We start from the raw sequence: 16,245 nt of genomic DNA on the forward strand, positions 1-16,245 counted from the left end.
CCTGCTTGAGCCCGGGCGCGACCTGATCGACCCGCTCGTCGCTGCCGTCGACCATCAGCCAGCGCAGACGGTAGCGCCAGAACCAGCCATGAGCGACACGTAGTTCCTCGGCCATGCGTTGCAGCCGCGCGTCGCGCTTCGTAACTGGCGCTGCACTCGTTGATTTACCATCTTTTCCGTTGTCTTGACGGAAAACGACACCCGCAACGTAGTGTGCGCCGACCCGTGTTGCGAACACGTGCAGCAGCACCACGACAAGCAGAATGCCGAGAATCCAAAGGCTGAGCGTTTTCTGCCTGTCCAGGGTCGTTACATTGACCACTTCACCAAAGACCCACACGATCACCAGCGCAACTGTGGCCATCAACAGGGCAAATGCGGGAATCGCCCAGGTCAGAAGCGAACGTGCCGCTGGAGATGGCGGGACGACGCTCTCGGGAGTTACAAGAGGTTCGGTACTCATGACGTTTGTGGATGAGCTTGCAGGATAGCTGCCTGACAGGTGGCAGACGTACGGTTCAGGATGAATTGCGGCGCGTCCGAGTCATGCTCGGTTGCTGCCGTAATGGCAAGCCAGTCGGCCGCCAGGCCCGCATGACCGAGGACACTGTCAGGCAAGCGACGGGCTTCGAATTTTGTCAACTGGTCCAAACCGGCGCGGCGGCATGCCTGGGTAACGTGCGTCTGCTCCTGGGCGTCGAAACCGGTTAGCCACGCGTGCTTGATTGCCGGCGAAGTTACGCGCCCCCAGAGCGTCGCAAAGGCGAGACCTTCGGGCAGTTCCAGCGGCGGCACGGCAATCGGTCGGTGAAGCGTTGCGCAAAGCGTTAGCCCATGAGGCAACGCGACAGTCTGCGGCAGGAAAAGCAGAGCTACGCCCGCCTCGGCGCTATCCTCCGGCGGTTTTTCGTGCAACTGAACCGCGACTACCAGCAGCGGACGCGCTTCTTGTGCATCGAGCCACGCGTCGACGGGCATCAGCCCGTCGGCAGCGGCCACCGCTTTGCAGTCCGGCAGATACAGGTTCATCGCGCCGATAACCGTGCGTAATTGTTTTAGCGCGTCGCCGGGAGTTGAGGGGTCTGCCACTACCAGCCGTACGGCGGGAGGCATTCCAGCCTGTAGCAGAGGTCGTATCGTCCTCACGAGCGGCACAAGTAGTTGCGCGTAAAGTCTGCCAACGCGATCAAGCGGTACCTGCTGAAGCACCTGAACAAGCAACGGATCGGCTGAGGCGGTATCGGAATCGTCAGATAGCCGCGTATGCCTCGCAGTAGCAGAGCCGTCCCTGAGCGGCTGGGCCTTGAGTAGCGGTTTCCCTTCCGCAATTGTGCTCGCGAGCGTACCGTTCTCGACGGGGAGCTGGTAGCTATAGTCGAGTACGCGAACTGACATCTGCCCGCGCTCGATAAGGCTGCGACGACGCTGCTCGCGATGGTCGTTGTAGAACATCGCATGCAGATAGGCGCCCTCGTAGCCCGAGCGGGCGACGATGAGGATTGCAAGGAACAGGACATGAGGAAGGCCCGCAACTGGAAGCCAGAACATCGCCCCCCGCGCGGGCCGGTTATGCGGCCAAAGCAGGAGTATCGCGCCATCGACAACGACGACGCAGACGAGCCATACGACGAACCATGTGCGTAGTCCCGGGCCGCGCGGAGGATAGGGCTTTGGCGGCCCAAGCTGTTTCAGGTCAACCGGCATCGACGGGCGTCTCTCCTGTGCCGGTCGTATCCAACGACCCAAACGCGCGGCAACCGCGCGCGCGGCGCGGGTAATATTCAGCGGTCTGCATGGTTGATCAGGCGCAGGAGACCGAGGTCGTCTGTGACGGAATCAGCACCGGCGGCGGATCGCATCGGCACAGACACAGATCGTCGGCAAGCGCCGGGCGTTTTCCGTCAGGACCGATCTCGTTCGCCCGCGCGCCTGCGCAGCCAATACGCCCGTAGGTACTGCACTTCGGACACCAGACTGGATCGTCCTCGTAGGCCGCGATCTTTCCATCGAGCATGTCTTTACGCGCAGGCGTCTCGACCTGGCCGCCGACGTTCGTCTCGTCGCCGTTTCGGATATAGGGGCGGTTGCTCACGGACTGTTTTCGAATATAGGTGAAGGGGTTGCCGAGTTGTGGTCCGGGTCGAGTAGCAACGTTGCATTACTTGGCAACCTGCTCAAACAAATATGCGCAACGCCCTTACCATCTGTACGCCCACGATAGAGTTGGTGACCGTCGTGATCGTAAACGGCGTACGGAGTATTCGCTGCTGGAATGTCCCCGGGGACAGCCCACGTATTGTTTATTTCAAAGCAGGCCTTGTCTGTCTTGGCATGACCCAGTGTCGGAACTAAAACCAAAGCGGCGACAGCCAATCCTAGCGGGCTAAAAAGTACGTTTTTTGAGGGTGTAAGCATAAAGGGCATATTGTGTATTGGTCTGCGAATCGAACCAGCCGCCTTGAGGCATCCCGTCATCAATATCTTTCCATGACTTGCCGTAGTCCTGGCTGTAGAACGTGATGCTGTGCGGTGCCCCGGCGCGGCTGGAGTCTGTCGCATGGACAAGCAGGACGCCGTGCTTACCCACACTGAGGCCCTCGACGCCATAACGCTCGTCAAAGGTGTGCAACTGCTCGACGGTTGGAGTCTTGTAGCTCGCCCATGTCGAGATTGCGCCGGTTCGCTTACCTTTGTCGTTGCGGTCGTCGTAATTCTGTGGAGGACCGAGGCGCGACAAGACGTAGACGGAATACGTCCGGCCAGGCTGCTCGTCGACTGAAGCAAGACTGTTGACCACCCGATTCGGCAGTACGACGTCTGGCTCGAAGCGCGTCTCGTCCCACTGAAGCCGGTAGACGACGCTGGACAGACGTACTTCGCCAAGCATCCCGACGTAATAGGCAACCCGCAGCGTTCCGTCGGGGCCAAGGTCCACGGCATCGAACGTTTTGCGCGGCTGGCGATAGTCGGTCGCCATCGGCGGCAGCGCGATCTCCTGCCACGTCTGGCCGCCGTCGGCGGTGCGCCACACATGCGGTCGCCAGCCGATTGCATAGCCGCGCTGCGAATCGAGAAATTTGAGGTTGCTGATATTGCGATCTTCAGGCCACTTCAGTTGCGTCCACGTCTTTCCACCATCGATCGAGCGCCAAAGCTTCGCGATTTGCGGCGAGAGGCCATTGTCAGGCACGGGAATCTTGTAATCCATCCATCCCGTACTAACGTAGTGCGTGTTCCAGTCCTTCGAGTGCCACCATGCGCTGTTCTGTGCCTGCTGCTGGAAAGAACTCGTCAGGCCACCGTCCAGAGTCCCACGGTAAAAATTTACCGTTTCCCGGTTGAGCAATTCTGACGTGTCGTTCATCCACAGCTCTGTCGGCTCAGCAACTTCCGGATTTTTTCGCTCACTCCTAGGCTTGAATGTGATTTCTGGTGCGAGAGATTCGAGGGCCATCACCTCGTTGCCGCGCAGCCGGAATGGTTCGTCGAAATTAGAGTTGCTGTTCTTTGCGACAGTTTCCCAGCGAGGTGTTGTCATTGCCTGATATCCATAGGTTGCGGCAGCCGCCAATACCAGGCTGCCGAGAAGCAAACTCCAGCGCTTGTGATTGCGCATATTATTTCGCCATCAGACGGCCAAGCGCCTTGCCAACAGGATCGTCTATGTCAGAGTCCCGGAGTTGCTGCGGAAGGACAACCTTCGCGCTGTCGTACGCCTGCCCCCACGTACGGCCATCGCCCCATTCCTGTATGTTCGGCTGCATCAGGATGTTCGCCAGGTCGTATGACGGCAGGTAGGCAAGGCCACCATCGAGATAGGCCAGCGGGTGCGTCTTGAACGCAAACGTCTTGAAGGTCTCGTCGTCCAATTCAAGCTGAAACTGCCGAACATGTGGGTACTGCTGAACATCCATTTTGAAGCTGCCATTGCCGGGCTTCTGGCTTTTCAACTCGATCACGTTTCCTCGCATATTCTGCTCCAGCCCCCGCTCCATATTCTTCTGTAACCACCATCGCGCGTTATCCAACCAATCCTTTCCCGAATCGCTCAATCTCGGTTTTAGCTTTGCGCCATAGTTCGAACAGTAGTAGTAGCCGTAGCTAACGTAGTACCCAGGCGGTTTGTGACCACAGCCGATATGGCGCATCATGAAATTGCTATGGCGCGACCAGTCCGAATCGGTACATTTCGGCGGAATCAACTGCTCGCGACGATGGAGAAGGCGGTGAACAAGTTCCTTGTCCGTCCAAGGGTCCCACGAGGTCGCGAATGCCTTTACGGTTTGCCACGCGCTGGACGTGCTGACCTTCTCTACCGTTTCCGGATACGCGCATCCGAGCGGACGATAGTAATACTCGCACGTGCCGATAATCGAATCTGCGGCTGGCGTTACGTGCAAATCGCACTTTCCTTTATCGGCCTGGGCGCGCTGCGTATAGCCAGACGGCGTCATATAGGACCGGAAAACACCTGTAACATTGGTATCGTCGCTTTCAGCCATGGTTCAGTTATCCAGAAGTTTGAGTACCGCGTCCTGCGGGACGTGGCTTTGCGCGAGCGACGTTTCACCCTTTTCGTTCGTCACGCCTTCGGCGATCAGTTTGCCCTCGGAGAACAACTGGTATTTAGAATTGCTCGCGGGAATTCTCGTGCCGCTCCAGTTGACTACGAACGCCTGATTGAATGCGCCGCCTGAACCTGGCAGAGCAGGTATGGCCGCTGAGACGCTCTGTGGCCCGAGCTTCGCGTAGGATGCCGAATGGATTGTCCGGTCGCCTGTGGTACCGTCCTCGATACCCGACGGCGTAATACGGAAATAGGACCCGCCGCAGACGAACAGGATTTCTTCCTTCGCCGTTACCGTCACTCGACCATTGGCACTCGAAATGCTCATCCCGTCGTGCGAGATCAGGCTCATTTCGCCTTGTTGCGCCTGCACGTCGACCTTACCGTTTGCAGCCAGCGCCTTGATGCCGTTCTGCAACGCGAAAAGGGAGACGCTTTTTCCCGACGCTATAGTGAAGTTATGACCAACGCTAAAATCCGTATTCCCCCCGGAGGTCGCGGCGATATGCTCACCTCCGGCGAGCTGAATGGTCTGCGGTGTGACCAGGCCGATTCCCTTCGGGGCCGACAGTAGAATGACGGCCTGCTTCAGGTCCCGAAACGCGCTTTCGAGCTGCTGCTGCTGTGCCTTGAGTTCGGCCAGCTCCGCCGTTGCCTGCTGCGCCCCTTCGCGAAGGGAGGCCGCTTCCGCCTGGGACGCTTCGAGCTGACGGATAGCCGCTTCCATCTCCAGGTGCGGCGTATCCGGTCCGGCCGCCGCGTCCGCAGAGAAGAACAGCCCCTTCGCCGCGCGCATCGTCGCCCAGTCCCGGGTTGTAATCTCGGTCCCCGTACCGCGAGGGAGCTTTTCGCCGTTGAGCAGATATCCCTGGTTGATCGCAGACTGGCTGTAGACCGTCGCGATACGCGCGCTTTCCTTGCCCTTCAGGTCATTGAAAACGATCTCTGCCCCGAGAAGCGGCGAGCGCCAGATCGCGTAACTAAACAGCGCGTCGGTGCTTCGTACGACATCAGGGTGCGAAAAATCGTGCAGGGCTCCAGTTATATGGAGACGATCGATATCGCCGTGGGCCCCGTCGAGCAAAACCTCGGTGGTGGGAAGCAGCGGCGAATGGAAGCCGCCCTGGTAGGACGATGACGGACGCAGCAGGCGCAGGTTCAGCAGCTTGTTATTGGCATTTCTCGAGCCCTGCAGGAACTTCGGTACAACGGGATAACGCCCGTATTCGTCCACGTATGCGTAGGGGGTCGAGTCCAATGTCGTGACCACGCCGACGACAGGCCCCGTCAGAAATCGCCAGTCCCGCTCGTAGTCAAACACCGGCCGGTAGGTCAGTTGCGCGGGCATCGCCTTGAAGCGCGCAAAGGCGGGCTTCGTGCGGCTTCCCTTCATCTTGAACGACGTCACCACGAAGCCGTATTCGGCACTGGGCATCTTCGTATTGGTCAGCTTGATCACCACGCCCGGCGCAATGCCCTTCGCGTCGCTAGCGCCAGCGAGCGTCACTTGACGCGCGATCTGCTCGTCGCGTCGCGCCTGAGCGAGCGTCTCGCCCTGCTGCTGCGTGAGATGGAACTCCGCGCTGCGGCTGATCTGCCCGAACACCGAACGGTCGTCCGCCTCCGCGGAGACTTTCGCCATGGCCCTGAGTGGGTCCTCCGGCGTCCGGTAGTTCCGCTCCCAAACTTCAATCGCCGCGGGCACCAGGGCGCGCTGCTCGTGAACTTCCTGCGCCGCCTCGTGCAAGTTGCTGTGCAGTCCCGCGCTGGCCAGCAGCGGCAGGTTGATCGACCGGATATAGGCACGCGGGTTGTCCGCGAACACGAGGATGTCCAGCAGCCCGTTCTCGCCGCGCTCCTGCCGGTAAAACCAGAAAACGCCCTTGCGCTTCGCATGACGTGCGATGAAGTCCCAGACGGACTCCTCGTACATTACGATCTGCTGCATCTTTTCCTGCGGCCCTTCGAGATGGAACTCGACATCGAAGGCGTCAAAGTTTTGCCCGTCGACCAACTTCTTCCTGACCATCTCCTCGAACGTGACATCGTCGAGCACATCGGAGTGGACCATGCGCTTGCCGAGCGCGGCAAAGCGCGGCTCGATGCGCAGCTCGTAGGCCGCCTCGTCGCGGCTTGTGCGGATACGCTTCCAGCGCGTCACCACCCCATTGAAGGTGGCCCCCGCATGATCGACGGGCGTCGTCCAGCTCGCCGAGGGCACCGCGGCGCGCTCGTCGACCTGCAGGCCCGCGCGCCGCCCGACGTAGTCCTTGCCGTCAATGTCGAGGCGCGCAGACGTGACCGTGACAATGACGACGTAGTCCTTGCAGAATCCGCCGCGCACCTTGAAGTCGAGCACATCGAGATCATTCTCCTGCTTGCCGATCCACAGCCTGAAATGCTGGGTCAGGCGCACGCTCGGGTGACGCAGCGCATCGGTAAAATTCTTCGAGAGAGCATTCATTCGACGCTTTCCTGTGCGGTTGAAAGGAACGAAAAAACAAAATCGTTGCGTCCGCAGCTATCGAGCGAAAAATCTAGGACTGCTCCCACAGTCCGTCAATCGCAAAGACCCGACTCCATATGAAATTTCCGGCACTTTTGCCTGGCATCATCAAATAGGATTCCTTCTCTTTTTTGAGATTCGAATGCGCGATAGGGAAATCGGTAGCTAATGGCGCTCAGCGGGTGTGACTCAATCGCGCTGGCGAGCTGTCTGTTCGATCACGGCGATGGGTGTATCCAGCCGACGGCGGCGCTGACTTCGGCTGTATACGGGCGCGACGTCGAAGGTGAAGCGGCGGGAGCGATGACGCGCGACGATCTGCTCGACGACATCACGGCGTGGGACAGCCCCAACTGTTCGCTGCGCGCGTAGCGAGGCGGGTTCGGATGCGCCCGCTCACCGTCACCCGAACCGCACGCAATACACCGGCGGCAAGTGCGCCGAAACGAGTTGCCAGTTTTCGCCGCCGTCGTCCGAGGTCCAGAGCGCGCCCGTGGTCGAGCCCATGGCGAGGCGCGTGCCGGAGTCGTCGATATCGAGTCCATGCCGGTACACGAGGTCGTACGCCGGGGCCGCCGGCAAGCCGTTCGACAAGCGCTCGAAGGTGCGCCCGCCGTCGCGCGTGCGCGTGACGACGAACCGGCCATCCACAGGAACGCGGTACTGGTCTTTTTGGGCCGGCACGAACCACGCGGTATCGGGCTCGCGCGGATGCACCACGACCGCGAAACCGAAGCTCGACGGCTGCGCTTCGATGCGCCGCCAGTGGGCCGCGCCATCGGTCGAGCGGAAGATCGCGCAGTGATGCTGGGTCCACAGCACATCCGGATTCGCCGCGCATTGCACCACGCGGTGCGGGTCCTGCGCGTTGGGCTCGCCGCGCCGCTCGGGTGGCATGTAGTCGGCTTCCATGCCCTCGGCCGTGAGACGCCAGCTCGCGCCGCCGTCGCCGGTCTGCCAGACGCCGCCGCACGACACGCCCACCGTCACATGCTGGCTGTCGCGTGGATCGACAATCACCGAGTGAATGCCCGGCGCGTCGTAGCCGCCGCCCGCCCATTCGCGCCGCTCCGGGCGGTCCCACAGCGGCCGGTTGAGTTCCCAGCTGTCGCCGCCGTCGGCGGAGCGGAACAGGCCGCCAGGGATCGTGCCCGCCCACAGCACGCCCGGCTCGTCCGCGCCGCCCGGTTCGAGCGACCAGATCTGCTGGAGCGACCACGGCGCGGGCAGCCGGCCCAATGCGTCCGGCTCGCTGGCCGCAAGCTCCTCCGCAGGCTGGGGCGGATAGACGGGCACCGCGCATTCTTCCCAGTCCGCCACGCCCGCACGCCGGCGATGCAGCTTCACGCCGAAGTGGCCCAGGTTGAGTGCGGCATAGAGCGAGCCGTCGCGCGCGTCGGGCATCACCATGCTCACCGGCTCGCCGACGAATTCGGGTTCGCCGATTGTCCAGCCGCCCACTCCATCGGCTTGCAGTACGAACAACCCCTTGCGGGTTGCGATCAGCAGTCGATCGCTCATCTCGTGTGCCCTCCTGTCGAGCCAGAGTCAGCGCTCTGGTCCCATGCAAAGCGGCGGCTCATCCGCCGGACAGCGCCTGCACGACGTACACCCGGCTCTGCTCGCCGAGCACGTCGCTCAAATGCTCCCGGTCGCGCAGGCGAACGCCGTCCACGAACACCGCCAGATGCTTACGCAACGCGCCCTGATCGTCGAGGATATAGCCGCGCAAACGAGGCTGCTCGGCAAACACGGCATCGAACGCTTCGCGAAGCGTGTGCGCGTCGATCTCGCGCTCGGGCGTCGCGACGTGCCGCTGAATCGAAGCTGCGAAGAAGAGGTGCGCCATGGCGGGCCGACGGTGCGGAAACGGCCGCATCCGCCGGTTCTGTAGTGTAGGCCATCCGCCGTGGGCGTCGAGTCGTTGGCGCGGCCCGCAGCCAACTTCCCGCGATGCGGCGCAGCACGCGCGGCGCGGCCCATCCAGGCCCGCCGGATGTAAAGCCGGCCGTTACGGCGCGCTGCCTTCGGGCTTGGACTTGCCGTGCAGGCACGGCGTCGGCAGGCGCATGCGATACAGGGAAATCGCCTGGATCGTGAGCACGCAGAGAATCGCGGTCCCGTAGGCCGCCAGCAGATTCCAGTGCGTGAGCGTGAGGCTCAGCACGAAGAAGAACGACGCGAAACCCAGCAGTCCCGTGGTCATGCCGCGCATCAGTTGCTGCGCTGCCTCATGACCGATCAGGCGGTGCGCGAACACCGCGAGGATGATCGCCATGAACGGGAACGACGCGAGCACGCCGCTCGCCTCGGGTCCGACGTAAGGCGCGATCAGTGTCACGCTCACCACGAGACCGGCGATGAGCACCATGCGCGACGGCAAATCCCACCACGGCGGCGTGAGGCGCACCGTTCTTGCCGGCTTGTTGGGAATCAGGTTGAGCGCAAGAGCAATGGCCAGAATGGCGAACAGATAAAGACCATGCGTAGGCAGCGCGCCCCATTGCAGCACGAGGGCCACGAGGGCGAACGTGGCGCCTGCGCCCGCTAGCGCCACCTTCCACCCGCGCGCCGCGAGCCGGCAATAGACGACGCAAAACGCCGCCTGCGCAGCCGTTGCGACGAGCGAACCCGCCGTCGCTTGCGCGGCGAACGCCGGTCCGTGCTCCAGCGCGAGAAAAACCGAGACCGGCCCCGAGGTGAGCGGCAGCCCCACGAGCAACCCGCCGACCGCTTCGCCCCAGCGGCGAGCGGCGAGACTGGCGGCCAACAGCAACAACGGCGTAAAGACGAGCTTGAAAAGCAGAAGATCCATGATGAGCGACGCAATGCGGAAAATGCCAACTGTCAGGAATGCGCCGCGGGCATAACACGGGTTACGTTACGTCCTGCGGCTTTGTGCCCATATTGAAGCCCGTCAACGTGGCTGACAAACCATTTGTCGTCATATAATGCGTGAGCAAAACTCACACGTGACGCACCTACCCGGCTCCATGTTCGACCGCCTTCCCCCGCTGCAAACCCTGCGCGCCTTCGAAGCCACCGGGCGGCTCCTCAGCATGACGCTGGCGGCGCACGAGCTGCACGTCACGCATGGCGCCGTGAGCCGGCACATCAAGACGCTCGAAAGCCATCTGGGCGTGGCGCTGTTCCAGCGCCTCACGCGTCGGATCGTCCTGACCGAGGCGGGCGCCGAGTTCCTGCTGGCCGTGAACCACGCGCTCGCCGAACTGACCAAGGAGTCCGAGCGCCTGCGCACGCACGACAGCGTCACGCGCCTGAAGATCAACGCCAGCGTGTCCTTTGCGAACCGCTGGCTGGCGCCGCGCCTGCATCGCCTCAAGGCCCGCCATCCGGAACTCGACGTCCACCTCGACGTGACCGACAAATACGTCGATCTCAACGACTCGGATGTCGACGTAGCGATTCGCTACGGCAGCGGACGCTATCCGCGCGTGCTGGCCGAGCGCATTCTCGACGAAACCGTGACGCCGGTTTGCAGTGCTGACTATCGAGCGAAGATGGGCGGCATGGCATCGGTCGAGAGCCTCGCGCGCTGCACCTTGCTGCACGAGGGCGGCATGCTCGCGAACTGGGAACAATGGCTGGCGCTGGCGGGATTGAGCGGCGTGCGCAGCGATCGCGGCACGGCCTACAGCCATGGGAGCCTCGCAATCGAGGCGGCGATCCGCGGAGAAGGTGTCGCGCTGGGGCGCAGTGTGATCGTGGCGGATGACATCGCGGCCGGCCGGCTCGTCGCGCCGTTCCCGCAGTTGCGTCTCGAGTCCGAGCGCGGCCATGACCTCGTCTATCGCATCGGCAGCCGCGACGACCCCAAGGTGCGCGCCGTGCGCGACTGGCTCGCCGACGAAATCCGCGTCTTTCTCGCCGAGGCCGGTTGAGCGCGAATCGAGCGCAAGGCTCAGTAGCCGAGTGCCACCTTGGCGAGCATGCCGCACGCCACGCACACCAGAATGGCGGCGAAGCCCATCTGCGTATGCCGCGAGGAAACGCGGTGCGAAACGTGACGCCCCAGCATCATGCCGGCGACGGTCGCGACGCTGAACCACAGCGTGAGGTCGAGCCGCAGCGGCACGCCGTGCAGCACCGTCGCCGCCACGCCGCCGGAGCCCACTAGTGCGATGACCATCAGCGACGTCGCGACGATGCCGTGCATGGAAATATTCGTGAGCTTGCGCAGCATGGGCACGATGATAAAGCCGCCGCCCACGCCGAGCAGGCCCGTCATCAGACCCGTCAACGCGCCGGTCGAGGCCAGCGCGAGCGCCGTCGCCTTCGACCACACGAGTCGGCCGGTGTCGGGATTGACGCGGCCCACGCAAAGCGGCGACGCTTCGGGCAGCGCGCGCTTTTTCCCGATGGTCTGACGCAGCAGCCGCACCGCCACGAACAGCATCACGCCGGCAAAGAGCGCGAGCAGCAGGCGCTGCGGCATGGCTTGCGCGAGGCGCACGCCGAGCCACGTGGTCGGCACGCCCGCGAGCGCCATGCAGAACGCCGCGCGATAGCGCACGAGACGCTTGCGGAAGGCCTCGAGCGCGCCGATCCCGGCGCTGCTCGCCACGGCGATCAAGGCGACCGGCGTGGCCTGCTGCATGGGCCAGCCCATTCCCACCACGATGGCCGGCACGGCCAGAATACCGCCGCCCGCGCCCGTGAGTCCCAGCATCGCGCCGATCATGGCGCCGAGTACGAGTGAAACGATCATCGGGTTTCGGTGTTCATCGTGACCTTGTCCGTCAGGCTCAGGCGGGCACAGCGGCCGGCAGACACGGCGCCACGGCGCGACGAATGCAGTCCACCGCGAAATCGACGTCTTCCGGCTTCGTGAAGCGCCCGAGGCTCAGGCGCACCGTGCGATTTGCCGCCTCTTCGCCAACCCCGATGGCCGTGAGCACGTGCGACGGCGTGCCCGCCGCCGAGTTGCAGGCCGAAGTCGACGAGATCGCGAGGTCGCCGGTCAGCAGGAACGGGAAGAAGCCCGGCAGATCGATCGTGAGGCTCAGCGTGTGGGGAATGCGCTGCGCGCGCGCGGCGTTGAGCGTGACGCCCGGCAACGCGAGCACTTCGGCCAGCAGGCGCTCGCCCAGCCGCGCAATGCGCTCGCTGTCCGCTTGCAGCGCTTCGCGCGCAATCACGCACGCCACGCCCATGCCGACGATCTGATGCGTGGCCAGCGTGCCCGAGCGCAGACCGCGCTCGTGGCCGCCGCCATGCATTTGCGGCGCGATGCGCTCGAACGCCTCACGGCTCACGTAGATCGCACCGATGCCCTTCGGCCCGTACACCTTGTGCGCCGACATCGAAAGGAGGTCGATGCCCATCGCCTTCACGTCGATGGGCGTCTTGCCGAGCGCCTGCGCCGCATCGACGTGCAGCAGCGCGCCGGCGGCATGCACCACGCGCCCAATCGCCGCGACGTCCGTGAGCGTGCCCAGCTCGTTGTTGACCAGCATGAGCGAGACGAGCCCGGTGTCGGGCGTGAGCGCTGCGGCCACGGCCTGCGCCGTGATTTCGCCGTGCACGTCCGGTGCGAGCCGCGTGACGGTCATGCCGCGCGCTTCGAGACTCGTCATCGTATCGAGAATGGCCTTGTGCTCGAGCTGGCTCGTGATGAGATGGCGCTTTTGCGTCGCGCGGTCCGCATAGCCCTTGAGCGCGAGATTGTTCGACTCGGTCGCGCCGGACGTCCAGACGATCTCTTCTGCATCGGCGCCGATGAGCGCCGCCACGTCCTTGCGCGCCTGCTCGACGAGCCGCCGCGCCCGCTGGCCCGCGCCATGCGAGCTGGAGGCAGGGTTGCCGAAGTCGCCTTCCATGCCCAGACAGCCGAACATCGCCTCGATCACCCGCGGGTCCGCCGGGGTGGTCGCGGCATAGTCAAAGTAACGCAAATCGCCCTTCTCGCTCATCTTCGTTTCTCGCACAACGGAATTTCGAAAAATGCTACGCGTCGGGCGCTAAAAAATGGTTCCAAAATTAAGCGGATTCTCCAAATGGCGGAGTATCCAATTCTCCCCGACCGGCCCGTCGCGAAATGAAATTCTCGACACGCCCGACGATGCAGCGTGGCGACGCGGAGACGATCGCGCCCTCAATCGGGCATGCACACTCACGCAAGGTGGGCGACAGCGTAAGCGAGTACCGTGTCCACTGCGCGCCGCGCGAGTGAGAAAAGCGCCGGAAAAAGCGCGCTCGATGCCGTCCCGCCTCCCGCCCACCTCCGCGAGGTTCGCCATGCCGCTTTCCCGTCGCCGCTTCCTCGAACTGAGCCTCGCCGCGGGCAGCACCGCCTGGTACGAGCAGCGTGGCGCGATGGCTGCGGAGGACATGCAGGCCATGCCCGAAGACCCGCAAGCGATGCAGACGGCCCAGCGCGGCGGACTGTACGCGAGCCTGCGCGACCCCAATGCCACGCAGCTGCCGCCCGCAGCGTTCACGCAGCGCTTCTTTTACTCGAGCGCGCCGCGCGCCACGCCGCAAGGCGCGTGGGCCACGGCCGCGCCCTTGCCATTGCCGCGCAGCGAAATGGCGTGGGCGACGAGCGAGGGCGAGCGCATGCACGTGATCGGCGGCTATGGCGCGGGCCAGGTCGCGCGAGCCTATCACCACGTATTCGATGCGGCGCTCGGCGCCTGGCGCAACGCCGCGCCCGTTCCGCGCGGCGCGAATCATATCGGCGTGGCGGCGCTCGACGGTGTGGTCTATGCGATGGGCGGCTTCGTCGAGCAGAACCGCATCGCCGTGCCCGACTGCTACGCCTATGTCGTGGCCGACGACCGCTGGCACGCGATCCACCCGCTTTCGCGCGGCTCGCGCGGCGCGATTTCCGTCGTGGCGCACGACGGCCTGCTGCACGCGATCGGTGGCCGCGACACGCGCTCGGTGGACTGGCACGAGGCGTACGACCCGCAGAGCGACAGCTGGAAGACGCTCGCGCCCATTCCCGGTCCGCGCGACCACACGGCGGCCGTCTCGCTCGCGGGCTGGATCCTCGTGGCCGGCGGCCGCATGGATACGTTCGACTTCAACACCGGCATGCACGTGGCCTACGACGCGAAGCGCGACGCCTGGGAAGAACGCGCGCCCATGCCCACACCGCGCTCCGGTCACGGCGGCGCGGCGTGGCGGGGGCGGTTCTTCTGCATGGGTGGGGAAGGCACGCGGCGCGTCTTCGGGCAGAACGAGGGCTACGATCCGGCTAGCGATTCATGGCAGGCCTATGCGCCCATGCTCACGCCGCGTCATGGCATGGGCGCGGCGGTCGTGGGCGATGCGATTCATGTGGCGGGCGGCGGCCCGATGAATGGCGGCGTGTTTCAGAGTTCGGTGCACGAAGTGTTTGCGCTTTGAGCCTGGGCATGCTCCGCCTTCGGCATGCAGGGCCGGCTCACCCTTCGGGCATCGCGATGTCCGCGCGAATCAGCTCATCGGCGAGCGTCAGTGCCTGTTGCCTTGCCAGCGGCCCCGTTGCGCACGGCCCCGGACGCGGACAGCCGTCGAACGGATAGATGAGCCGCCCATCGGTCTTGCGGCGAATCCGCAGCAATCCGTAGTAGCGGCCCGCGCCGTCGATCTGCTCGCCGCAGAAGACTTCGTAGTCTTCCGCACTAGTCGGGCGGCGCGCGGCCTCTTTCGGCCTTTTCTCTGGCATGTCGGCACTCCGGGGGATATCCAGGGCGAGATATGCGGATGCCCAGCAAGCGCCGCGCCTGAGAGGGGCGTCGCACGGAAGTCGGCGATAACGGGCACAATACGCGCCTACGCCGCCGCGCCGGACGCTGTGTTCGTGATCCGAACGCGCTTTCCGAACAGGCAGCCCGGCCGCTCCCGCGCCGCCGCACCGGAATCCGCCCTTCTCACGCTGTCATGACCCACGATCTGCCCGAACGTCCAGCCACCGCCGCACGCCCGGCGAACTCGCCGCGCTTCCTGCTGTTCCTGATCTGCCTGTTCGCCTCCGCCGGACAGCTCGCCATCGACATCTACGTGCCCGCACTGCCGGCCATGGCGCGCTACTTTGCGACGTCGCCGCAGGCGATCCAGTCGAGCGTGTCCGTTTATCTCGCCGCCTACGCGTTCGGCCAGCTCATCTTCGGGCCGATTTCCGACGCCCTCGGGCGCAAGCGCGTGCTGGCCTTCGGGCTCGTGATCTATACGCTCGGCTGTCTGCTCTCGCTGGCCGCGCCGAATCTGGAAACCTTCGTCCTTGCACGCTGCCTGCAGGGCTTCGGCATCGCCGCGACCAATCTGCTCGCCAAAGCCATCATCACCGACTCGTTCGTGGGCACCGCGCTCATGCACGCGTTCACCTACATGTCGATTACGTGGGGGCTCGCGCCGATCATCGCGCCCGTGATCGGCGCGCATCTGCAGGAGCTGTTCGGCTGGAAGGCCTGCCTCGTGTTCCTGCTCCTGTATTCGCTGGTGATGTGGGCGCTGCTGTGGCGCTTTCGCGAGACCTTGCGGCAACCGGTGCGGCTGGAGCCGCGCACGCTCATCGCGAACGCGGGCAAGGTGCTCGCGAGCCCGGTGTTCCAGAGCTGCTTTCTCGCCCAGGGCCTGTGCTACAGCATCCTGCTCGTCTTCAACGTCGTCGGGCCGTTCATGGTGCAGAACACGCTGCACCGGCCGCCCACCTTCTTCGGCTATCTCGCGCTCGGCATCGGCCTGATGTATTTCCTGGGCGGCCTCTCGAACCGGCTCCACGGCCCGCGCCTGCCTACCCCGGAGCAACGTCTGCGTGTGGGGGCGCGCGTGATGGCGGGCGCGTCGATCGCGATGCTCGTGCTCGCGCTCACGGTGGGCCTGCGCGTGTGGACGCTCGCCGTTCCGGTACTCGTGATGGGTCTGTGCGCGGGTGCGATGTACCCCACGCTGATGGCCAAGGGCAATTCGCTGTTCCCGCATATCGCGGGCTTGACGAGCGCGATTCTCGGCTGCGCGCTGCTGCTCGTTTCCTCGGCGATGATGGGGCTGGCCGGCTTTGTCTCCGTGCACGTGCTCACGCCGCTCGCGGTGTTCTTCGTGCTGCTCGCGCTCACCGTCGTCGTGATGGTGACGAAGCTGCTGCGCCATCTCGCGCAGAGTCAGGCTGCCGCCGCGCTCGCGCAGCGCAGCGGCGAGGCGGCCTGAGCCACTAGCTACCAAT

Annotated in this window: 13 protein-coding genes and 3 pseudogenes; 4 read left to right on the top strand and 12 right to left on the bottom strand. The window is 64.1% G+C overall.

The genetic code is table 11. The features are described 5' to 3' along the window. The 6 genes and pseudogenes from AB4Y35_RS29945 to AB4Y35_RS29970 form a co-directional block, all read right to left on the bottom strand. Window positions 1-463 (bottom strand): annotated as a pseudogene (locus AB4Y35_RS29945) (type VI secretion protein VasK); the annotation flags it as partial. Then, a complete protein-coding gene (locus tag AB4Y35_RS29950) occupies window positions 460-1,704 on the bottom strand; it encodes a hypothetical protein (protein WP_368707236.1) in 1,245 nt (414 codons plus the stop codon). The gene AB4Y35_RS29950 and the pseudogene AB4Y35_RS29945, both read right to left, overlap by 4 nt. Window positions 1,705-1,801: 97 nt before the next feature. Next, window positions 1,802-2,092 (bottom strand): PAAR domain-containing protein, encoded by a 291-nt coding sequence (locus AB4Y35_RS29955; RefSeq protein ID WP_368707237.1) that lies wholly within the window; start codon window positions 2,090-2,092, stop codon window positions 1,802-1,804. Window positions 2,093-2,383: 291 nt separating this feature from the next. After that, complete coding sequence (locus AB4Y35_RS29960; protein ID WP_368707238.1) at window positions 2,384-3,616, bottom strand: WD40/YVTN/BNR-like repeat-containing protein; 1,233 nt, start codon at window positions 3,614-3,616, stop codon at window positions 2,384-2,386. A 1-nt stretch (window position 3,617) separates the two neighbouring features. Next, complete coding sequence (locus AB4Y35_RS29965; protein ID WP_368707239.1) at window positions 3,618-4,502, bottom strand: hypothetical protein; 885 nt, start codon at window positions 4,500-4,502, stop codon at window positions 3,618-3,620. Window positions 4,503-4,505: 3 nt separating this feature from the next. Further along, window positions 4,506-7,031 (bottom strand): DUF2345 domain-containing protein, encoded by a 2,526-nt coding sequence (locus tag AB4Y35_RS29970; protein ID WP_368707240.1) that lies wholly within the window; start codon window positions 7,029-7,031, stop codon window positions 4,506-4,508. A 234-nt stretch (window positions 7,032-7,265) separates the two neighbouring features. Here AB4Y35_RS29970 and AB4Y35_RS29975 point away from each other — a divergent pair. After that, window positions 7,266-7,415, top strand: a pseudogene (locus AB4Y35_RS29975) (epoxide hydrolase); the annotation flags it as partial. Window positions 7,416-7,475: 60 nt separating this feature from the next. On the opposite strand, the gene AB4Y35_RS29980 reads toward AB4Y35_RS29975, so the two are convergent. The 3 genes from AB4Y35_RS29980 to AB4Y35_RS29990 all read right to left on the bottom strand — a co-directional run bounded on the left by AB4Y35_RS29980 (window position 7,476) and on the right by AB4Y35_RS29990 (window position 9,888). Next, window positions 7,476-8,594, bottom strand: a complete 1,119-nt coding sequence (locus tag AB4Y35_RS29980) for a WD40/YVTN/BNR-like repeat-containing protein (protein ID WP_368707241.1) — start codon at window positions 8,592-8,594, stop codon at window positions 7,476-7,478. 58 nt (window positions 8,595-8,652) lie between these two features. Next, window positions 8,653-8,922: a MoaD/ThiS family protein gene (locus AB4Y35_RS29985; protein ID WP_368707242.1), complete on the bottom strand. Its 270-nt coding sequence runs from the start codon at window positions 8,920-8,922 to the stop codon at window positions 8,653-8,655. 162 nt (window positions 8,923-9,084) lie between these two features. Continuing rightward, window positions 9,085-9,888 (bottom strand): hypothetical protein, encoded by an 804-nt coding sequence (locus tag AB4Y35_RS29990; protein WP_368691361.1) that lies wholly within the window; start codon window positions 9,886-9,888, stop codon window positions 9,085-9,087. 157 nt (window positions 9,889-10,045) lie between these two features. Between AB4Y35_RS29990 and gcvA the strand changes: the two genes are divergently transcribed. Continuing rightward, window positions 10,046-10,975 (top strand): transcriptional regulator GcvA, encoded by a 930-nt coding sequence (gene gcvA, locus AB4Y35_RS29995; RefSeq protein WP_368707243.1) that lies wholly within the window; start codon window positions 10,046-10,048, stop codon window positions 10,973-10,975. A gap of 20 nt (window positions 10,976-10,995) precedes the next feature. Here gcvA and AB4Y35_RS30000 read toward each other — a convergent pair whose 3' ends face one another. Then, the gene (locus tag AB4Y35_RS30000; protein ID WP_368707244.1) at window positions 10,996-11,802 is read right to left on the bottom strand and encodes a sulfite exporter TauE/SafE family protein; all 807 of its coding nucleotides are present in this window, start codon (window positions 11,800-11,802) and stop codon (window positions 10,996-10,998) included. A gap of 70 nt (window positions 11,803-11,872) precedes the next feature. Continuing rightward, a pseudogene (locus AB4Y35_RS30005) lies at window positions 11,873-13,006 on the bottom strand (cysteine desulfurase family protein); the annotation flags it as partial. Window positions 13,007-13,331: 325 nt separating this feature from the next. On the opposite strand from AB4Y35_RS30005, the gene AB4Y35_RS30010 reads away from it, so the two are divergent. Continuing rightward, window positions 13,332-14,447, top strand: a complete 1,116-nt coding sequence (locus tag AB4Y35_RS30010; protein WP_368707245.1) for a Kelch repeat-containing protein — start codon at window positions 13,332-13,334, stop codon at window positions 14,445-14,447. Between the two features lie 37 nt (window positions 14,448-14,484). On the opposite strand, the gene AB4Y35_RS30015 is transcribed toward AB4Y35_RS30010, so the two are convergent. Further along, on the bottom strand, window positions 14,485-14,748 hold the full coding sequence (locus AB4Y35_RS30015) for a DUF6723 family protein (protein ID WP_368707246.1): 264 nt from the start codon (window positions 14,746-14,748) through the stop codon (window positions 14,485-14,487). Between the two features lie 215 nt (window positions 14,749-14,963). On the opposite strand from AB4Y35_RS30015, the gene AB4Y35_RS30020 reads away from it, so the two are divergent. Next, window positions 14,964-16,229: a multidrug effflux MFS transporter gene (locus AB4Y35_RS30020; protein ID WP_368707247.1), complete on the top strand. Its 1,266-nt coding sequence runs from the start codon at window positions 14,964-14,966 to the stop codon at window positions 16,227-16,229. Window positions 16,230-16,245: the final 16 nt, after the last annotated feature.

Source organism: Paraburkholderia sp. EG286A (assembly GCF_040965375.1).
Taxonomy (GTDB): Bacteria; Pseudomonadota; Gammaproteobacteria; order Burkholderiales; family Burkholderiaceae; genus Paraburkholderia.